Source organism: Ewingella sp. AOP8-B2-18, assembly GCF_052376015.1.
Lineage (GTDB): Bacteria > Pseudomonadota > Gammaproteobacteria > Enterobacterales > Enterobacteriaceae > Ewingella > Ewingella allii.
Window position 1 is genome coordinate 1 of the sequence record NZ_JBQSVB010000013.1, and the last position, 21,212, is coordinate 21,212.

Here is a 21,212-nt window from a genome sequence, read left to right on the forward strand (position 1 = left end):
GTTAATCTTTGAGTTGGTAGTTGCTAAGATTTAAATATTTATTAGTGATAGTTCTTTTCATATTTTCGGGATGATTTTATTTTCTCATTTTTATTTGCACAGTCCCTCATTCAAAGCATATTCGGTGGCGGTGCCGGGAGTCCATCCTGTAGGAATACCTTTACACTGGACATATCCCTTTTTTTCAAGATAATTAACATTTATTGAGTTAATCAAAAAGCCTAAAACAAGCGCAGTGATAAAGCTTATAAAAATAGACTTTGTCAGAAGAGCTAGGCTCGCATTTTTCATTGTTCTATTTTTGATAAAGAAATAAATGGCTGGTACGGAAACTAAAAAGAAGACTAATGATGCAAAAGGTATTACAAAATCAAACTTTGAAACTAAAATAACTTCTGAAGATGAGATTCTTTCTCTTATTCTTGATATCCCAAGCAATAGACAGCTAATCGCTATCCCGAAGAAGAGTATAAATAATAATAGTGCTTTGGGTCTTGTGATATTATTCATTAATAAATTCTCGGAAAAATTTCATTCACTGTGTCCCGTAAATATTTTTTTGTTTCACTTTCTATTACACGCATGCCTTTTTCTAGCATATTATCAACGTACATAGCACCTAAATCCAATATCCCTTGATGTATTTCCTTTGCTTTTTCTACAAATTCTTGCTGCGCCGATTCAATGTAACTTATCACTCTGTCCGTGGCCCCATATTTTTTATCAAGTTCATTTAACCCTATGGCAACTATAAAACCTGTTAAAACAACAACTACTAATGGTGCTGAAATAAATGGAACTAGAATAGCGGTACCGCTTCCTACACCCCAGCTAACAAAAGAAGCAATACCAATCTTAGCTATATCTGTGGCTAATGAACCGATAAAATGTGACAGTGAAGCCTCATCATTTAATATGAAATCCATAGTCCTGTAACTAGCTGAAAAATAGAACGTTAGTCTGGTCCCACTTATGATAGAGTTTTTCAAACCATATTTCCCAATGCCTATATCTACAATTTTTGGGTTTTTGGCCGCAAACACGGGGGCATTTAATATTTTCCTGATCCCAGGGTAGCCGCTAATTTTTATTAACTCCGTACCTTTATGGTTGATGTACCTAGTCGCTTTAATGCCAAAGCTTCCGAGTTTAGTAATGATCATCGATGTAGTGACTACATCCTTAATATTAGTTCCATAGTTTATAACAAATGCACCTGAGTCTGTTTGTGTTATTGAAACCCATCCAGCTTTAATCATGCCCCATGAGCTTAACACCTCTATGCACTCGTCTGGAGTTAAAAGCGCTATATCTTGGTTGCTGGATTTTAGAATATTTCTTAAATGTAGATCAGGCACGGTATGAGTATTAATCAATGCAGTCGCTGGGTAATCAGGTACATAGCTTGGGGACGGATTTTCTCCTGTGACGTAAGACGACAGGGCTGGTGCTTTTTGTTCCTCAGAAGCTGGTTTTTTCTTTGGTTCCTGACTACCTAAATCATACGTATCATCCACCATTGACGGAATAAACTCTGCTTCGCAAGGACAGCTGCTTTTGCTGTGCAGGGTGCCAGCAAAATTTCGGCCGTGGATCTTATCCCCGGGAATATGGCCGATAATATAGTAAGTGCCGGGGTGTTTGCCGCAGGTTACGCGATCTTCCTCGCGAGCCACGGCTCTGCCGAACAGTGTGTGGGTTGTATCACCTTCAATGATGATACCGCCACAGGTGGTTTCATCTTCCACCACCAAGTAATAACCTTTTGCCATAAATAATCCCTTATTAAGTGTTAACCACACAACACCGCAGCCCTTGCCGGGTCGAGCGCTATTAGCCCGCTGAGCAAGGTTTCCATATCGCTGTGCAGGCGAAGTTTGTCGCTGTCACTGCGCTGCGCCTTCATACGCAGTAACTTGAGGCGTCGGGCTTTGACCTCAAAAACCAATCCCGGCTCCCAGTGGTTTAGGGTGAGGGATGAGCCGCCGCTATCCAGATCCGCCAGCAGGTGGAGCGCCATGTCATTCTTGCCATATTGCTCAGCCACGCGGGCCATCACCAGTCGTAACAACCATTGATGACGCGGGGTAGTGACTCCCGGACGTGCTTGCAACCAGAGGATCGCGGTTTCAACGCCGTCACTGTCGGCCTGCGCCAGCGCTTCGCTTTCAAGCTGAAGAATATCGTCCTCGCCGGAGGTGACGGCAGCGGCGGGTTCATTGCCCCAGCCAGTGGACGATTCCAGCACCTGCTGATTAATCCAATCCTGAGTGACTTCATCCGCAAAGGGCGTGCCGTCGCTCCAGCACAGGCTTTCCAGCCCGGTGAGACGGGTCAGCAGCAGGCGTAAATCCTGTGTAATACAGCTGGCCCAGCTGTCGAAGGGCGCTCCGGCCTTACTGAGTGCCAGATGCAAATACCACTGCACGTCGAGCCAGAAGTGGTTAACGCCTTCGGCAAACATCGACTCTGCCTGTTCTAGCAGTTCTACCCAACTCTGTTGCAAGTAAAGACGCTTGAGCTGCGCGCGATACTCCGGGCGCGGCGGCAGTAAGCGAGTGCGCCCACTGGCGTCCAGCGGAGGAAGTTCATGAACCGTATCCCAACGCACGCTCTTGATCAGATGATGACCCGAGAGCCACCCCTGAGGCTGGTCGCGCAGGTATTTTGCCAGCGTCTTTGCTTGATCCAGCAAGTCGCGGCCGGACTGCACTGGTCGCAGTGAGGGGGACGCGTTGGTGGATTCTGCTGAAACACTAGCGGAACCGCTATTTTGCGGCACCACGGCATGCATCCCGCCAGACTGCACGAGTCGATTTTCTAACACGGCGTAGAGCGCGCCGAGCTGTGGACGACTCGCTTCAGGCCATGTGCTTACGCCTTGCCCGATAAGTGTCAGAGCCGCCACGATACGGGCAAAATCAGCTTTATCCACTTCGGGATAGAGTGAAAGGCTGTCCAGCATGCGCGAGCCTGCAAGCCATTCGAGCGCCGTTTTTCTGCTGGTGGCACGTTGCGGATGGAGCATTTCACCGTAATCGCCAAGGAGAGCCGCTAACAAGGAAAGACCATCGGCAAAGCCGGCTTCGCCATCGCGATGCAGACGCGCCCAGATGTAATAGGTGGCGACCCGCACATCCTTGCAATAGGCGGTAAGCAATTTCTCCGACAGCTCGCAGATAAGCGTGGTATTGGCCCCCGAGAGCTTATTCACCTCTTCGCGCATTTGCTGAAAGTCGTCGTCGTAGCCCGGATCTTCACCGGCAGGCTGATCCGCTGAGATCGGTTTTAACCAGTTATTCCAGAGTGCGGCCTGCTCAGTTGCCAATTGCAAGAGTGATGAAGACTCGGCGCTGCAAGCCTCTTGCAGCGTGATTAATGTGGTCATTACGGGTCCTGTTGAATTTTAAGCGAGAGGGGCGGAGATCACTCTTGGGCTATTGCATCGGCGTCAAATGGCTTTTCAGCCGCAGCTTGCGTCTCTGAGGTCAGGAAGATTTTTGTCGGCAGCGTGAAGTTGCGCAGCTGCAATAGGCCCAGCGGGCCTTTGCCGAGCTCGGTGCGCAATATCCACTGGAGCGGCTGTTTATCGGTGGTTGTGAAGGTGAGCTGATAGCGCCCCTCATCAAGCTTTTGCTGTTTTGCCTGTTCCAGCCAACGAATCAATCCCCAGGTTCCCTGATAATCGCCGTATAAACGGGCGCCAGCGTTAACATTCGTCCAGGTCAGCATGGTGCCCGGTTTATAGGTATCGCCCGGCCAGCGGAAGCTCTGCCAGCTTTCCATCTGATTGAAGTATTTGAGCTTTTGTCCGTCAATTGATAGGTTGGTTTCCACTACGTCTGGCACGGGGCGGGCGAGCAGCTCGAAGCGCATACCCTGACTGCCATCAGTAAACAGGATGTCCGAAATCTGGCTGAGTTGATTAATCGCCTCGAGAAACGCCGGATTAAAGCTCAATCCTTGACTGTTAACCCTGTCTGGCACCCAGCGAGTGCCTTCTTTATGCAGCACGCCACTCAGTTCGCGGGTCAGGAAGCTGTCGATACGGCCACTGTCTTTGCGAATAAATTCGGCCAACATCGGCAGTGACGCATCGCTCTTACTGATGGCGAACGGATAACGCCCGTCAAACGCTGATTTCCAGTTAGCGACAATGGCGTTTTTCCACTGATCGTTGAGGCTGGCGGAAGAGGGTTGCAGCACCGTTTCCCAAGCCTGAGTCAAAGGCTGAACAAACATCGACTGCCCAAAACCGCTCCACTCTTCCCCCAGACTCGCCGCGATTAGGCTGCCATACTCTTGGGTGTCGGTCAGATCGACGCTTTTGCCTTGGAATACCGTCTGCGCCAGTACCTGTGTCATCTCCTGTGGGTCAGAAGCATTGGCAACCTGCTGAAGTTTAAGGCGGACGCGAGTCACGCGAGTCAGCAGCGTTTGCAGGCTGAGCGAACTGTCGGAAGGCATCATATTCTGTGCACTGCCTTTGCCCATCAGGGCGAGCAGGGGACCAAAGGTTTCATCCAGCGGCCCGACCGGGCCGTGGGCCTGTTGGTCGATGGCTGGCTGCGCGTCTTTATTGATCAAGGCTTTCGCCGATTTCACCAGAGAGTCCGACAGGGCCTGATCTTTTTGCCCGGTCTGCCCCTGCCACGCCAGTGTGTTCATTAAGGCAATCAATGGCGACTGGCGCACATCGCTCATCAGGGTGAGCTGGTCAATAACATCAGATAAATTATGAGCGTCGTTCCAATGAAGACTGTTGAGGAAGTTCAACCAACTGCCTGCAAAATCAGTGAAATAGCGTTCTGTCAGGCGTTTTTTCAGGGCTTCAGGTGAGATTTCATCAGCAACTGACCGACGGTTGTCACTCAGCACCCAGTCAATCTCTTCACGGCGCGACGCCACGGCTTTATCTATTGCCTGCTGGATTTGCTCATCCCAGGCTTTGCGCGTGAACATACCCGGCACGCTTTCATCAGTGTGGAACAGGCGCTGGGCATCGGTATCGCCCGCCATATCAGTCAGCGTCATATCCGCATAGTTGCGGCGTACCGACAGCAGCATATTTTCGTATAGCGTGCTTTCGGCATTGCGCTGGCCGATTTCTCCCAGCAGTACCTGACGCGCCTGAGTGACCAGACTGCTATCGACGTTGATTTTCCAACTTGGCTGAGTCGGCAGGTTAGAAGCATAAAACTGCCATAAATCAGGCGCCAGGCTCTGCCACAGGCCGGAAGAGACGCCTGCACGGCGCGGCTCAGTGGATTTCATCACCTGCGCGTAAAACTGGCCTTCGGCTTTTTCCGGTCTCGCCATCATCAAATAGGCTTTTAACTGGTCATAGCCAGATTTTGCCAGCGCGGCGCGTTTCGGGCTGTTCGCCGGAAGGTTGGCCAACACGCTCAGTTTTTGCTGCAAACTGTCCGCAGCGGCATCGCCTATCAGGCGATTATTCGCCTGACGATACCAAGGGAGTAGGGCATCAAGCAGTGCCGCATTTTGGTCTAAGCCAAAACGCTGATACCAAGGTGCGCCGTGATGAACGCGCGTTTGTAAACGCCCGATATCATTGCGCAGGGCTTGCAGAGCAATCAGTTGCGCATCGGACACAGGGAGTGGCTTCGCCAGATTCTGCGCCAGTTCGCTGGCTGAGACCATTTGATGGCGATTAACTGCAAACGACATCAGGCTTCCTGCTGCCCAAAGCATAATCAGCGCCAGTAGGCTGTAACACAGGGTTTGCTCCCATGGCAGGCCAACGCGTTGTCCACGCGCCGCGCGACAATCCTCTAAAACCCCTTGCCAAGTTACGGGTGCAGACCAGGTTTTTTCATGGACGCCGGCAGAGGTGGCCGATGATACCGGCTGGCTGAACATTAAGCCGCGTAAAGGGATGCGTTTGCCATAGCTGGCGAGCCACGGGGTGAGTATTTTCCCCCAATGCGCGGCGGTGCTGCTCTCCAGTGATTGAGCAAGGCGCAGCAGGAAATCGTGCTGCTGATCGACAAAGACCTGTTGTAAACCCTGCTCGCGCAGCTGCGGTGTTAAGGACTTAAGTTGAGATTGAATCGACTCGGGTGACATTTTTGCAGGGAAAATGGCTCCTATCGATTGTTCCGTGCGCAAGTGACCCTCAGCTTTCCCTGCAATCACCTGCCAGAGATATACCGCAGGCTGATAGCGCAGCGTATCGCCGATTTTCTCCAGAGAGCGCAGGCCGTCATCGACCCACTGAGCGTTTCGGCTTTGCCCATCAGCCATCGCCCAGACGATGCCGTCGAAGGGCCGAGTGCGGCGCAGCTTTCGCCACTCAGTCAGACGCGAGTGATCGCCTTCTTCATGCAGGCTGCCACCAAAAATGAGCAACGTGCGCTGACCTTCAAGCCAGCCCTGACTTGCCAGAGTAGGTGCCAGCGCGGCAACCTGTTCGGCTTCACCCATTACCATCAGCAAACGAACTTTATTGCGCCAGAACAGGCCGTAGCGAAGGCGCAGATGGCGCTTCAGAAACACCATTTTGTTCAGAGATTTATCTTTCGCTACTTTTTCAGGCTTAGGAATATCATCCCCTTTGGCTTGTTGACGAATTTCATCAAAATGATTTTTACCCGAAAGCCGCGTACCGGCATAGGTTAACAACGCGCAACAGCTCAGAACGCCAGTTCCTACCATCAACCCTGTCAGCCAGCGATCTCGCTGCGGCGTGTCTGGCATTAACCCAACCTGTTCTGGGTGCTGCCAGACTAGCCAACAAAGTAGCGCGCCTGTAAGTAAAAATAGTAAGGCAATAATCCAGAACCAGACTTCTGGTTTTTTAATCGGTAAGGCAATGCGCTTCACGTTATGTTCTCCTTGTGAGAAGCATTGGGAGAGACGGCACAACTCCAGACACTTTCGCTGCCTTGTTCGCCGTTAAAAATAAAATGTGGGGCAGGGGAATAGCTCATCGCCTTGGCAGCAACGGCAATGGCTAGCCAAGGGGCTACAAGTGCCGTATTGCCAAGAAAACTGTCTATATGGTGCATGTCACTTTGTTGCCCAAGGCCGGTAAATGGCAGCGCAGTTTTGACTTTGAGGATCGCTCTGTAAGCATCGCTTTTAGCCGATATTCCTGTTAACCACAGGTGCTGCACTTTATCGATGCTCATAGGTACCCAGTCCGCAGCCTGCACAGCCCTGGCGCGTAACATTTCATCATTCGCTTCCGAAAGTTCTGGCCGATGAAGCAGAGCAAGGGGTAACAAATCCTTTTGTGTCAGCCGGTTGCCGAGTAACAGTCCGACCACGGCTTCTGCGCTGAACAGGGTTACATCAGGTGCGATATGCACTGCGACGACCAGCAGCAAATCTTCATCTTTGATATGATTATCCAGCCAGTTGTCGATTACCCTAAGCCCGCTCCCCCGAACAAAATGCGTAGGCTGAGGAAACGCTCTCTTTTTCCAGGCCTTCTGCCAGATCTCTTTCACCTGTGCATCAGGTATTGAAGAGGCGGATTCGAGTAAAACAGCAATAGGATGATCTGGCCGGATAAAGGCGAACGTATTCACGAAACTTTCCAAAAGTTCAGCAAAGGCAGCGGCAATGCGGTCATGAGGCTCATGATCTTCGGAAGTCGGCAATTTACTGTGGCGGACAGTACTTTCTTTTTTCCAGCTAGTTTGCGGTGTTAACATTGGCTGATTACGAAGCATAGCTTCGGTGCAGTCAGTAAATTCTGCATTGGCTATATGCGCCGTGCTGAAAGTCGCTGCCAGAATTTGCAACGCACGGCGCCCACGCCGTACTTCCTGCAAAATCACCTGTTCACGGCGTTTGTCCCAAGCGTTGGCCTGAATTTGCTGCATCATGTAAATAGCCATTCGAATTCCCATTAATACCAGCCAAGAAATGACGGGAATACCCATGGCAAACCACCAGAAAGTGTTCTCACTGACCAATTTCCCTAATAAGCGCATCAGTAATATTCCTGTCGCGACAAGGCATACCAACGCAGCTAACCAGCGCAATGGCTTGGGCGGAGTAGGACGTAAATAGGGGGCAGGTATATTATTTAGGTTTACTGGCATTTTGAGCTCAATGTAAAAAGGCATAAGAATTATGTTCAGGGAGGGAGTGTTATCATTAAAATTATTTGGTTGTGTGTTGGTCTTAAGGTTTAAATGATATTTAAATATAAATTTTTATTGTTTTTAAAGAATTTATTTTTTGATATTTAAATAATTTATTGCAATTTAAAAAGGATTGTCGCTAGAAAAATAATCCATCCGTTGAAGTGTGCTCTTTATTTCTGGGTTTCTCATGGGTTTTGTATTGCTATTGAAGTGGAAATAATCCATCGTTTTTAAACAATCCTTATAGGCATTGGTGATATGTTATAAGAATGCCATTTAATTTCGGCGCTCTACAAATAAGAGTATATAATTATGGGATTACTTATATGTTAGAAATGTTTGTTTATTTATGGTTTATATAATAATATGATGTATCATTTGTAATAGATTGCATTTTAACATTGTGATGTTCACTGATCATTATTTCCAAGTTTATCTACAGCATCCTGTAAAGTGCGATTTTCAAGAAGTGAACTTTCTTTACCAAAAAAACACGTGATATCTTCAAAGGACGATGAGAAACTTCCAAATTCAACGATTTTTTCCCATTTGCCATTCATTTTTTTCGTTAAAATAATATCTGATACGTTAATTGCACCATTAGTTTTGCTGATAAAATTACTATTTTTATCTTGGCTAGCACCACAAAAATAAGCTATAGAAGATGTTTTACATAGTCGTGTAACCAAAAGTTTTTGTTCTTTATCTTCTCTGATAACATTAAGTATATTTTTTCTTTCGTCATTTCCTTTATCCACAGATATACAGGAGTCATCTTCCATATCCACTTTTAATAAGAAATTACTTAGTTTCTCATTTATACGGCATTCTATTTTTTTTCTTAAAGTCGAAAATGAATTAAAATTTTCAACTTGTTTCCAAACTCCATTTTCGCTACGGTGCATGAGTATATCGTAGACTGGAATGAAATTGTTGGTATTTATGGGCTTTCCGGTGCTATCTAATCCAACGCCACAAAAATAGGCGTAGTCCCCAGAGTAATCTATTTTCTTTATCTCGAGTGTGGCATCTTTTAGTTCATTGTAATTATTACGCACTGCGTTAATTAATTGTTCTTTCAGAACATTTTTGTTTGCATCAGCCAGTGATATGTTTGCCACTATAAGAAGAGTGCAAGCGATAGATTTTATAGATGTTACTTTCATCATAATTCTCTCCCGTTGTTATCAGTATCGATATTTAGTGATGAATTCAGCTCTTCTGCGCTCGATTTATGAAGGGAACCACTTACCATTTCTAGTAATGCTTTTTTCTCATACTGGATAGGAATAAAGTAACCAACCAATCCGCGGAGACTTCTGTCGACAAAGTTTATAGCATCTGACTGATTGCCGCCTAATACAATAATATTTCCATTAACTTTTGAAGATAATGCATAAACAAAGCAAACATGCCCCCCACCTCGTCGTGTAAAAACAGCAATAGAGCCGTAAATTGGGACATCTATTTTTTTAAAACGTGCATAATCAGTCGAAAACGAAATCGCTTTGGCAGGAGCATTACTCTTCGGATATGGTGGTTCAGATTTAATTAAGCAATAATTAATAAAAGAGGCACACCAGGGGTTACTATCTCCAGCTAAAGAGGGAAGTCGTACTCCAACCTCTGCATGATAATTTATATCCATCGTAATCTCATCCTCAGGCTTACCTGCCCATTTTATTGCCTGCTCTATAGCAACTTTCATCCACGGTGCTTGCTCCTCATTTTGGCTAACATTCGCCTGCGGATAGCCTGCATCAGAACTTCCTGTTTTTGTCTGACGATGATTTGTAAGTGATAGAGTATTCGTTGACGATACCGCCTGAGGGAGAGCATTTCCGTCAGGAACTTTTAATTTCTGGCCAACAGAGAGAATATTTATATTTTTAATATTGTTTAAATCAGCAATTCTCTTCACTGTTGTATGGAGTTTACGTGCAATATTGCTTAATGTTTCCCCTTTTTTTACAAGATATATCGAAGTGGTTTTTTCACTTTGTTTATGAGCACCAGTTTTAGCGGTATAGATGCTACCATGCTTCAATAATAAAATATTTTTACTTATATTTCCTGTTGTTAATGAATGAATTTTCTCATAAATACCACTAGCATTTGTTGCAAGAATATCAACTCGTTCTCGATCTGATAAGTGTGCTATAAGTGGCAGCACTCCATATTTATTTGTACTCCATTCATAAGTGCATTGCCCAATGGCTATCTTAAATTTCTCATTAATAATAGGTTGAGTACCGTCAGAAACAATAATACTAGTTGTAGGTACTATATTTTCGCGCCGAGTATCTTGATTGTTATAATATCCTTCCATCTTTTTGATTGCTTCCATTAATCTCTCTAAAGAAGTTTCATCCAGATCTCTTACATGCCAATCTCCATTTAAATCTGATTCTCTAACAATAAATTTAGAGTATTTTTCAGGGTCGTTATTGTCTGTGGCTGGAGCGAATCTTTTAGCAACATTCTTAACCTCCATGTCTTTATATACACTTTTTAATAATAAATTTAAAGCTGTCCAACCGACCTCCTCACTGGGGAAAATCATAAACTTTCCGCTTTTAGTTTCACCTATGCCTATTTTAAAAGAATTACATACAGAAGTTTTAGACGGTCGGATGTTACCTGGGTTAAAGAATCGCCAGCAAATTGTACCCCCCGACCGCAGGTAACGCGTGCCATCTTCCGCGACATATTCCACAGTTAATGATTTTTTATCGTGCGTCGCGCTAACATATTTCACAAAATCCTCTCTTATCAATTGATTCTTTATTCCACTGGAGCATTCGATGCTTTTTCAACATCCAGCCCGACTGCTGTAAATTCAAATGGTGCACCGCCAGCGACACTTAACTCCCCACCAAGGAGAACATCTTTATTTTTCAATTTCTCCATTTTATCTTTGCTCACATTGTCTCCTTGGTACAGTTGAATTTCTTTATTCCAATTTTTGAATGTCTCATCATCTACGTCTTTAACGCACGACAAGGGAGAATCTAACTGCAATATCCATATTGAGTATGGCTTGTTTTCTTTTGAGTCATTGCTCTCTGCAAGCGGGTTGGGGAATTGCTTAGCTACTAGCTTTCCGAAAAGCTCAACATAATCGCCGCTCTTTAAACAAGCACTGTTTGCAGTGTGGGTAAATAATAAAAAAATAGCTAGAAATGAATTCTTCACTTTTAATTCCTTATATTTTTCATGGTATATGAAATTCTAATCTTCGCCCGCGATATTGCCTATAATTCTTGCGAGTAGCGCAGAGGGGAGCGTGTTATTATCATCATCAAGTTTATCTAGATAAGGGTCTTCAATGGGTTCGTCAAAGAAGGTTAAATCTATTAAATCTGTATAAGTTTGTTCTGCTTTAATTTCTATAGGTTCCACTTTCCACCGGTTATCACCAAGACTTAATCTTAGCTCATCAGGTTCATTCAACTTAATTCTCGGTGTTCTGCCATCTTCACCAATCGTCCCCTTTGCAACTAACTCTCCCATACTGTTGTGGATCATATAAGGTTGACCAATTGCATCTTCAGAAAGTGCAAACCGCAAGCTTTGTTCACCTGACTCAATAATGGGAAAAGCTGGTATTGCTGATATCAAGCTAGCTTTATCCAACCTCCCATAATGCCCAGCCTTAGTCAGATATTCACCCGCGGTGCCGGATTCGATCCGGTTCTCATCGAGTGTGATATAGCTGCCGCCAGCGTTCAGCGTGATCCTTTTCTTCGCCGTGATCTTAATTTCATCTTCGGTGCTGGTGATAGTGATTGCCTTACGGGCCAGTAATTCCATCAGGTCATTCTGTGCCTGAACGGTGATAGGGCCTTGATTAGCAATTAACTTCATCCCCAGTTTTCTGACAAAAATACTCAGAGTGTTGCCCACGCCGATAAAGAAGTTCTTGGCGACGCTGACGTCGGCATTTTTACCCGCTGTGGCAATTAGGTTGTCGCTGGCACTTATTTGCAGGTGCTCGCCGCTGCTCAGGGCAATACCTTTGGGGGCACTTAGCAAAAGAATGGATTGCTTTAATTCTTTAAGGTTTTGCTGCAAAAGATTGATTTGAGCCTGCAGGTCAGAAGGGCTGGCCGTTGAAGCCTGAGCATCAGAAGAGATTGAGTTCATCTGCTCGTGCGCAGTGTTCAGCAAATCCATCGCCGGTTGCATCTCCAGCACCTTCCCCTGGGCCTTGGGCTGCCCGTCGGCGCTGATGAAGATGCCTTTCTCGGCTCTTATCGCACCGAAGCTGTCGGTGCGCAGCTCAAAGCCTTCGCCGCGCGGCTGCTTGTCGGCGTCGACCAGATGGCCGAGGTTGAGCTGGCTCTTGCCACCGTACTCGGTGCTGAGCTTGATGTGCTCCTTGCCGCGCTCGTCGTCGAGGCGCAGCTTGTTATTGGACGGCGTGCGCAGCACGTTGCGGCGGTAGTTGCGAATGGTGACGTGGTCGCCGTGCGCCGAGTCGTGCAGGACGTGCGCGATATAGGGGCGGTCTGGATTGCCATTTTCAAAGGCGATGGCCACCTCGGTGCCCGCCAGCAGCGGCAGGTGCATGCCGTAGGTGTCACCGGCGTAAGGCCGCGCCTGGCGGACCCACAGGCTCTCGTAACCTTGCTCCCAGGCGTCGCGGTCGAACAGCATGTTGACGCGATACCGCCCGTCCTTGTCGATATGCCCGTAGGTGTCGTTGGTCGTGGTGCTGGTGACGCGGGCGGGCAGGGTGCCGGCCATCACCGGCTTGCTGACGGGCGTCGGGCGGAAGCAGTAATCTTCCGAATAAGGAATAGCTTCAAACGCCACTTCAAAACTTTTGTCCCGCGCGGCGCTGCTGCGGGTGTGGGTGACTATCACGCCTTTGGTGAACGGGGACGGAATAGTGTTGCCGATGACCTTTAGCTCCTGACCCGGCGTCAGGGCAGCGGCGTTGGCGACGCCGGAGAACCGCGCCTGCTGGTTAAGGTAGCGCTCGTGGCGCAGGCGGGCGTAGAACGCGCCGCTTTCCGGCTCGGGGTCACGGCCTTCGGAGCCCGCTGCCAGATAGTTGTCGGCGTAGTGATAAGCCTCGCCGTAGGTGGTGGTGTCGCCGCGGGTGACGTCCGCCGCCGAGGCCAGGTCGGCGTTGGCGGTGCGGTAGTTGTAATCCCCGGTGCTGACGGATTTTTCCACCACCTGATAGGCGCTGGCCAAGTCCCACGCCGACTCGACGCCGACGTCGTGCATGCCGGAGGGCGGCACGGCGTGCAGGGTCGGGCCGGTCGCGTAGTGGCGCTGGTCGTCATAAAACTCCACCACGTCGATGTTGAGCTTGGGGTCGGCGGTGAAGCGGAACCAAATACCCACCTCGGCCAGCAGGCGCGAGATAAAGGTCAGGTCGTCCTCGCCGTACTGCATCACCTGCTCGCGTCGCGGATACGCTTTTACCAGCGTGAAGACGAAGTCCTGCCCGCGCATGGCGTGGCGTTCGCGCAGGATTTTCTCCACGATGCCGGGCACGGAGATATCCTGATAAATGCGGTTCTGGTGGCTGCGCGACAGCAGGGCCAGCCTCGGCTGCAGGCAGAGGGCGTAGCGGCTCTCGTCGCGCGAGGCAGAGAGGCGTTTGAAGCCGGTGACCACGCCCTGAATAACCCGCTGCGGCTGCTGCACCGCCACGCCGAAGGCCTCCATCACGGGGGCCTGCAGGGTCAGCGAGGCGTCCTTCATCAGCAGGGTGGCCGGGTCAATGTTTTGGTCGCCGCTGGTGAACGTGATGTCATAGCTGAACGGCAGGCTCAGGCTCTCGTTGCCAACAAAGCCTTCCACGTCAATCGGCGCGTCGCAGTCGCGCACGGCGAGCTTATGGTGGCTGTGGTCGAAAAAGGGTGTCTTAGACGTGGTACTCATCTCTCTGCTCCTTCAAACTCCAACAAAATCCCTTCATCATCATCCCAGCCCAGCGTTAACGAGGTTGTGTGCTGTTGCTCGCTCATACGGCTGAGAAGTTGTTGACTCAGTACCGGCAGAATTTGCTGGTTGAGCAGGCTATCGATGTTGCGCGCGCCGGTGTCCGGCAGCAGACAGGCGGCGACTAGCTGGTCGTAAAGGCTCTCTTGGATGACGCATTTCAGGCTGTAATGTCGGTTGAGGCGTTTCGCGACCTGAGCCAGCTTCATCTCGACGATTTTTCTGAGCGCTTCTGCATCCAGCGGGCGATAAATCAGCGTTTGGAAGCGGGCCAGCAGGGCAGGCTGGAAATGATCGCGCAGGATAGGGCGCAGCAGTTCGTGCATCTCGCCATGCGTTGCCTGCGGCTGTTCATCCAGCAGTTGCATCAGGTGGTCACTGCCGAGGTTGGCGGTCATTAAGATCACGCTGTTGCGAAAATCAATCTCACGGCCTTCTCCGTCGCGCATAAAGCCACGATCAAACACCTGATAGAACAGGTTAATCACGTCGCGGTGGGCCTTTTCCACTTCGTCGAGCAGCACCACGCTGTACGGGCGTTTGCGCACGGCCTCGGTCAAAATGCCGCCCTGGCCGTAGCCCACGTAGCCCGGAGGTGAGCCCTTGAGCTGGGAAACCGTGTGGGCTTCTTGATACTCGGACATATTGATGGTGATCAGCGATTTTTCACCGCCAAACAGGGTGTCGGCCAGCGCCAGCGCGGTCTCGGTTTTCCCCACGCCGCTTGGGCCGACCAGCAGAAAGACACCGAGCGGGCCGTTTTCTGACGTCAGGCCGGTTTTAGCGGCGCGCAGGCGCTGCGCCATATCCACCAAGGCGGCATCTTGCCCCACCACCCGCGTGGCGAAATGTTTCTCCAGTTGCAGCAGGTCAGTCTGCTCATCTTTTAACAGGCTGCTCAGCGGCACGCCAGTCCAGTCGGCAATGACGGTGGCGACGGTGCGGGCATCGACGTCGAGAGAGAGCAGCGGAGCGTTGCCTTGAACCAAACTGAGCTCTTGCTGCAAGGCTGCCAGTTGGGCCACGTCGGCAATCTCCCGACGGGCTTCGACAATCAGCTGGGTCAGGCGCTGCTCTTCTTTATACTGCTGATCGAGTTTTTGCTGCTCGAAGGAAAGCTGTTCGCGGCGCTGTTCAATGTCGTGCAGGCGGGTCGACGCGGTATCCGGGATCAGCAACAGATCCTGCTCAATAGCCTGTTGTTCGACCGCCAGTGCCGCCAGTTCGGCATTGATCTCCATCAAAGCCTCCGGCAGCGTGTCGATGCTCATGCGAACACGGGCACCGGCGGTATCGAGCAGGTCAACGGCTTTGTCCGGCAGTTGGCGGCCAGTCAGGAAGCGGCGCGAAAGAGTGACGGCGGCGGTGATCGCGGCGTCAAGAATGTGCACGCCGTGGTGCTGGGCGTAACGGCCTTTAAGGCCGCGCAGCATCAGGCTGGCTTTGGCGTCATCCGGCTCGTCGACTTTGACCATCTGGAAGCGGCGCTCAAGCGCGGCGTCGCGCTCAAAATACTGTTTGTACTCAGACCAGGTGGTCGCCGCGATAGTGCGCAGTTCGCCGCGCGCCAAAGCCGGTTTAAGCAGGTTAGCGGCATCTGCGCCACCGGCCTGATTGCCTGCGCCGATGATGGTGTGAGCCTCATCGATAAACAGTAAAACGGGGGTTGGCGACTGCTGAACGGCTTCAATCACGTTTTTCAAACGCTGCTCAAACTCGCCTTTAACTCCGGCTCCGGCCTGAAGCAGCCCGAGATCTAAGGTGCGCAGGCTAACAGTTTTCAGGCTGTCCGGCACATTGCCTTCGCTGATGCGCAGCGCCAGACCTTCCACCAAGGCGGTTTTCCCCACGCCCGGCTCGCCCACTAGAATCGGGTTGTTTTTACGGCGGCGCGAGAGGATGTCGATCATCTGGCGGATCTCGGTATCACGGCCAAAGATCGGGTCAATCTGTCCAGCTTTGGCTTTAGCCGTCACGTCTAGCGTGAATTTATCCAGCGCGGCCTGTAGCGCTTCACTCAATGTCTGACCGGAAAGGGCGTCAGCGCCGGGTTGACGGGCTGGCTCATTCAGCGACGAAGTAGGCATATTGAGACTGGCCTGCTGCTGCAACTCAGGGCGCTCGTCGGACTGGACATTCAACAAGGGCTTGAGGCGAGATATATGGGCCGTGCTCAGGCTAAACAGCGGCCAGGCTCCGTCACAACGCAGCAAATGAGGGTGCATATTAAGGGCTTCGAGCAGGTGAATACTGCGAATGCGGTCATCGCCATCTTGCAGGGATGCATTCAGCCAGGCGCTCTGCATCAGCTCGGTCAGCGAGTCCGATAACACCGGGCGAGCATGCACCGAGCGTGGCAGGGTATCAAGGTGCGCCAGCAGGCTCTGCCACAGGCTGTCCATATCCCACTCATAGCGGCGGGCCAGCACGGTGATGTCGCCTTCGCCCAATTCCAGTAATTTTAGTAGCCAGTGTTCTAACGTTATCTCAGCGTGGGCGCGGGTCTGGCACAGCGTAGCGGCGGCCTCCAGTGCCTGAGCACAGTAAGGATTGAGGCGACGAAGGAGGGTGGCTGATTGATGTTCCATGCTGAAATTCCTTGTGTTTTGGGTACGCTACCGCCCATAGCCTTCCTTTGCAGGAACCCAGGCCCATTAGGTCGATGTTCGAATTGTTTGTTGTTTGCGAAACCGCTACTGACTCTCAATAAGCAGTTTTGAAAACGACAAAACAGCAGACGGCGAACCGCCTGCTTGGGGTTTACCCTAAATAATTCGTGTCGCGGGAAGGCGGCAAGTTCGCAAGTCCCCGGTAGAATAGATATCTATGTGACCGAGGCGAGTGAACGCAGCCAACGCACCAGCGACGCGAAGAATGACGGGTAACTAGGCGGTGGTACGCTCATTCCATGAATCGGAATGAATGATGTTGCCGTCTTTGTAAGTCCAAGTGATTTTTTCGTAACGCAGCTCAATCTCTTCGAGGTGGTTGTGTTTCTCGAAAGAGGCGTCTTTGATGTCGTGCATTTTCGGCGCGACTTTGACCAGCTTGACGTTCTCAAGCTTGGTGTTGAAATACTCCACTTCCTGACCTGCATCGTTGATGCGATACCATTTGAATTCGGCAGATTTCAGCGTCTGGCCGGTGGTCACCGCTTTGTAGAGATACGGGCTGGAGGAGTCGATTTCCTTGGTGAACAGGAACGGGGTATGAATGCGGGTCCCAGTCAGTTTGCCGGTGTTGTTGTCTGTCGGGATGTAAACGTTATGCTCCTGAGCCACGACTTCGATGCTGCCTTCGCGATCTTTCACATCAACGGCACCTTTAATGTCCGCGCCGCCGTCGTCTTTCAGCCATAAGTAAACGGGAATTGCCATGGTTAGTTCTCCTTGCTTGGTGTTGTAGCCACTTCAGATCCTGAAGTGGATTGAGATGCTGTTGCCTGACATGCATTCGCCTGCGGCACCAGACTAATTTCGACACGGCGATTGGCTGCTCGGCCTTCTGCTGTGTCATTTGTTGCAATCGGGCGTGTCGCACCGTAACCCTGAACGGCAAAGCAGGTTGGCGAGACATCGCTGGTTGAGAGCATCCAGTCGCGTAAGGCTTCGGCGCGTTTGAGTGATAGGATCTGGTTGGCGCGTGCGTCGCCGGTGATGTCGGTATGTCCTGCCACCACGATGAGCCAGCCGGGCTTGGCTTTGATGCCAATCAGCGCATTAACCAGCAGTTTCGTGCTGTTGGCTTTGAGCTGATATTTACCGGTATCAAACAGCGACAGGGCGTCGAGCCGCACGGTTTTCGGGGCAGTTTCCACGACCTTTGGCGGTGGCGGCGGAGGCAGATAGCTTTTGATGGCGGTTAGCAGAGGTAAGCGCAGACGCTCCCCTTGATACAGCCCTAACCCAAGGCGAAGCGGCTCGCCGTTACGGAACCAGTCATCAAGCTGGGCGGCATCGTCGCGCAGGACGGCCACGGCTTTGGCTTTCGGGGCGTAATTGTGCATATCAATGCTTTCGTAATGACGGATATCGAAAGCCACGCGATGCAGCAGTTGCCGGTTGTGCCATGCGCTACAGCACAGCGCCACGACCGCAGCCAAGACGAGTAGGGTGAAACCTTGGCGCAGCACGCGTTGACAGGCTGATTTGCCATAGCCCAGAGGAAGGGTGGAAAAGAGAAAATCTGGGAAAGGCAGGCGGCTTGGTTCAGCCTCGGGTGCGGGCTGCCAGCCAGATACTGTGTTCAGCGCTGTCAGTGAGGATAGCCAGCGCAACCACAGAGAAGCTGGCTCGAGGTCTGGCAAACTGGCGACTTGATGCAGAATCACCTGCTGGGGTTGTACGCAGATGACGTCATCATTGCGTTGTACAAAAGCAGGTAAGACTTTTTCTTTTAGCCATTCATCGTGCTTAAAGAACATCACGGCTTGTTTGAGACGAACGGCTCGTTCCTCATTATCTTGAGTAAATTGCCAATCGCTTAGGGTTTCCGGCATCGTGACGCTTGGCCAGACTGTCGCGGGCTGCGACTGCTGTTGTGACAGCCAAACTGGCGTTTCAACCAGACTGCTTGCCACCGTGCTGTAAACCACCAGCGGCACAGCGCAACGACTGTCTCGACGAAGTTGCACCAGCTGCCAGCGAAGCTCGAATAAATGGGTGGAAAGTGTTTGTTCATCCCCCTGCTGCTGTGGATTGACGGAGAACATGACGCTCAGTTGTCTGGCCCACTCAGGACGCTGTTCCAACAATTTCTGCGCGAATTGCCGAAGCGCTGTGATCTCATTGACGCGAAGCCAGCAGCCCTGCGCCGATTGATGAATAGTGTCGGCACCAAACAGCGCAGGCAGCGCATCGCCGCAAACCAGTACCACCGGCAAGCGATAGCTTTCCGGCGGCAGGCTGTCGAGGTTTATCACTTCCAATTCGAGCAGGGATTTACGTCCGGCCAGCCAGAGGCCAGTCAGGCATATCAACATGACCAGCGCAAAACTGACCCAGCGAACGGTCGGTGAAAAAGGCAGAAAGACCAGACATATTATTCCGGCTAAGATCCCCGCCCATAACCACAATCCTCGTTGCCAGATCTTACTCATCGCACTGACCCCGGTAACAAGGTCGAGAGTAGCCCTGACAGCCAGTGATCAAGACCTAACCACAGTAGCGCCACTAATAGCGCAGCTAAGCCAAGGCGTAGCGGCCAATAACGTAGCCATAACCCAATGCGATGACGCGACGGGGCGATCGCCAGCACGGGATTGGTTGGTGCAGAGTTAAAGGCGGGAACTCGAGCAGAGAGTTGGTCGACCAATTGCTGGCGCTCGACACCCTCCTGTGGGCCTAGACCCCCTTGAAAACCTAGCATCAGCACGCAATGAAAACAGATTAAAACGGCTGAATCCGGCGCCGGTTCTCGCAACACTTGCCTGACGCGCTCGTAAAGCTGGCTTCCTGCATCCAAAGTTTTGAAGAAATGCGCCTGCAGGGGAGAGTTACACCATACGAAATAGATATCATCATGGGTGCTGCGGCCTTTTACCGTCTCATCCAGCACCGCGCACTGGGCATACATGATGTGCTGGCAGTTTGGCTCACTGATATGGGCGGCCTTCAGCGCCTGCTGAACATGCTCGATATCATCTACGCAGCGCTGCCAAAAAGCGCGACCGTCACCTTCGCTGCAGGTCATTCCCTGACGCAGGCTGATGATTTGCAGCCAGGTATTAGCGAGCAGCGCATCGATATCAAGGGAGTGAGTTGATACTTTTAAGGATTGATTCATGCGCGTAACACCGCAAAGAGTTCAAGCTGGATCTCACCTAAAGTGCCCGGCACATAGAACACGCAGGCCCCGGCATCCATCATCTGTTTCGCCGCCGGATGGTTGAGATCAAGAGAGAAATATTGGTTTTCGAGGCGCAGTGGTATGGCGGCAGGGACGTGAGTCAGTGCTCGCAGCGGAATGCCGTTCAATGCCACGTTGACCACATTCCCGACATCATCAGGCGCGCCGACTTTGCACAGCTGTGGGAACTGCGTTTGTAACTGAGCCGACGAGAGCGTGGAGCGAACCGAGAGATAGAAATCCACCTCTTCGCGCAGCCGTGGGTCATGTAAATCAGCGCGCCACTGGTTAATCCGCGCATCGTGAACCAGTTCAACAGCCACCAGGCGCGAAGGCAGGCTTGCCTCGAGCAAGATATTCAGTAATGCGAAAAGCGGCGGGAAAACGGCAGTTAGGCGGTCGTGCTGGTAAACGGGAATAGCCGTGCTGTCATGCTCTAAAGAGAATGTCAGCAAGCTGCCAGCCAGCCTTGCCAGCTCCTGATATAAACGCTCCGGGTGAACTTGCGGGTAGCGCTGGAAATTCCCCAGCACGGGTTCAGCACTGTTAAGGGCGTTGAGCAGCCAGAACAGCGAAACATCGGCCACGGCGAAGTCGGCCATGCGGGCGTTGCTTTCGCGACGCATCCCCATCAGCCGCTGCAAGCGCGCACGAAGCTGCACCATCAATATTTCCAATTGCTCACTACACCAGTGGCTTGCTTGCAGGCTGAGCAACGGCGGAATAAAGCTCTTGTCCTGAGTCCAACGACCTTGCTGGTTACGGCGCAGAAGGGCGACAGGGCAAATCTGATAATTACCGTTCTCTTGGCTGCTCAGACGCAGTGAAAGCTCATGGGTCATCACGGCGATCTGTTTTTTATCGTCGCCAAACTGGTTCTGTACGTCTCGCCAGGCTTGGCGATATCGCACCGGGCGCTCCGCCCACTCGTCAGGTTGCAGACAGTTACCCCCATTGGCATAGGTTTGAGGTATCGCCAGCATGACGGTCGCTTCATTGGCCTGCGCTGGCAGGTTGGCGGCAAGCGTTAAGGTCGATGGCAGCAAATCAGCACTGCCGGTATCCACCAAAGTGCCATCCTGAAAGCGGACGTGTAAGCGTTCAGCTTTTAGGCGGCCTTGGGCCAGCGCGTCCTGCTCGAAACTGGCATGCAGCACTCCCCACGGATGCAAAACGCCCATTTGCGCAATGCATTCGTTAGTCCAGGCCTCCAGAGAGGCCTGTTGTTGAAATTGCTGTGGAGAAACCAGAATTCCGCGTGTCCATAGCGGACGTTCAATTTTCATC

General features: G+C 51.0%; 14 protein-coding genes. All 14 read right to left on the reverse strand.

What is annotated here, in order from left to right:
* Positions 1–90: 90 nt before the first annotated feature.
* The gene (locus ACT3RR_RS19710; protein WP_496200958.1) at positions 91–510 is read right to left on the reverse strand and encodes a hypothetical protein; all 420 of its coding nucleotides are present in this window, start codon (positions 508–510) and stop codon (positions 91–93) included.
* Positions 510–1,772: a PAAR domain-containing protein gene (locus tag ACT3RR_RS19715; RefSeq protein WP_496200959.1), complete on the reverse strand. Its 1,263-nt coding sequence runs from the start codon at positions 1,770–1,772 to the stop codon at positions 510–512. The genes ACT3RR_RS19710 and ACT3RR_RS19715 overlap by 1 nt, the downstream gene beginning before the upstream one ends.
* A 20-nt stretch (positions 1,773–1,792) precedes the next feature.
* Positions 1,793–3,388, reverse strand: a complete 1,596-nt coding sequence (gene tssA / locus ACT3RR_RS19720; protein ID WP_496200960.1) for a type VI secretion system protein TssA — start codon at positions 3,386–3,388, stop codon at positions 1,793–1,795.
* 38 nt (positions 3,389–3,426) lie between these two features.
* Entirely contained in the window at positions 3,427–6,843 is a 3,417-nt protein-coding gene (locus tag ACT3RR_RS19725; protein ID WP_496200961.1) for an ImcF-related family protein, read from the reverse strand.
* Positions 6,840–7,961 (reverse strand): hypothetical protein, encoded by a 1,122-nt coding sequence (locus ACT3RR_RS19730; protein ID WP_496200962.1) that lies wholly within the window; start codon positions 7,959–7,961, stop codon positions 6,840–6,842. The genes ACT3RR_RS19725 and ACT3RR_RS19730 overlap by 4 nt, the downstream gene beginning before the upstream one ends.
* 566 nt (positions 7,962–8,527) lie before the next feature.
* Positions 8,528–9,286: a hypothetical protein gene (locus tag ACT3RR_RS19735; protein ID WP_496200963.1), complete on the reverse strand. Its 759-nt coding sequence runs from the start codon at positions 9,284–9,286 to the stop codon at positions 8,528–8,530.
* Positions 9,283–10,680: a LysM peptidoglycan-binding domain-containing protein gene (locus tag ACT3RR_RS19740; protein ID WP_496200964.1), complete on the reverse strand. Its 1,398-nt coding sequence runs from the start codon at positions 10,678–10,680 to the stop codon at positions 9,283–9,285. The genes ACT3RR_RS19735 and ACT3RR_RS19740 overlap by 4 nt, the downstream gene beginning before the upstream one ends.
* 221 nt (positions 10,681–10,901) lie before the next feature.
* Positions 10,902–11,312 carry a hypothetical protein gene (locus ACT3RR_RS19745; RefSeq protein WP_496200965.1) on the reverse strand — a complete coding sequence of 137 codons (411 nt, stop codon included), beginning with the start codon at positions 11,310–11,312 and terminating at the stop codon, positions 10,902–10,904.
* Between the two features lie 36 nt (positions 11,313–11,348).
* The gene (gene vgrG, locus ACT3RR_RS19750; RefSeq protein ID WP_496200966.1) at positions 11,349–14,018 is read right to left on the reverse strand and encodes a type VI secretion system tip protein VgrG; all 2,670 of its coding nucleotides are present in this window, start codon (positions 14,016–14,018) and stop codon (positions 11,349–11,351) included.
* Positions 14,015–16,666 carry a type VI secretion system ATPase TssH gene (gene tssH / locus ACT3RR_RS19755; protein ID WP_496200967.1) on the reverse strand — a complete coding sequence of 884 codons (2,652 nt, stop codon included), beginning with the start codon at positions 16,664–16,666 and terminating at the stop codon, positions 14,015–14,017. The genes vgrG and tssH overlap by 4 nt, the downstream gene beginning before the upstream one ends.
* A gap of 297 nt (positions 16,667–16,963) precedes the next feature.
* A complete protein-coding gene (locus tag ACT3RR_RS19760; RefSeq protein ID WP_034790858.1) occupies positions 16,964–17,455 on the reverse strand; it encodes an Hcp family type VI secretion system effector in 492 nt (163 codons plus the stop codon).
* Between the two features lie 2 nt (positions 17,456–17,457).
* Positions 17,458–19,176 carry an OmpA family protein gene (locus tag ACT3RR_RS19765; protein WP_496200968.1) on the reverse strand — a complete coding sequence of 573 codons (1,719 nt, stop codon included), beginning with the start codon at positions 19,174–19,176 and terminating at the stop codon, positions 17,458–17,460.
* Entirely contained in the window at positions 19,173–19,862 is a 690-nt protein-coding gene (tssL, locus tag ACT3RR_RS19770; protein ID WP_485900813.1) for a type VI secretion system protein TssL, short form, read from the reverse strand. Before tssL ends, ACT3RR_RS19765 begins: the two co-directional genes overlap by 4 nt.
* On the reverse strand, positions 19,859–21,211 hold the full coding sequence (gene tssK / locus ACT3RR_RS19775) for a type VI secretion system baseplate subunit TssK (RefSeq protein WP_496200969.1): 1,353 nt from the start codon (positions 21,209–21,211) through the stop codon (positions 19,859–19,861). Before tssK ends, tssL begins: the two co-directional genes overlap by 4 nt.
* Between the last annotated feature and the right edge of the window lies 1 nt (position 21,212).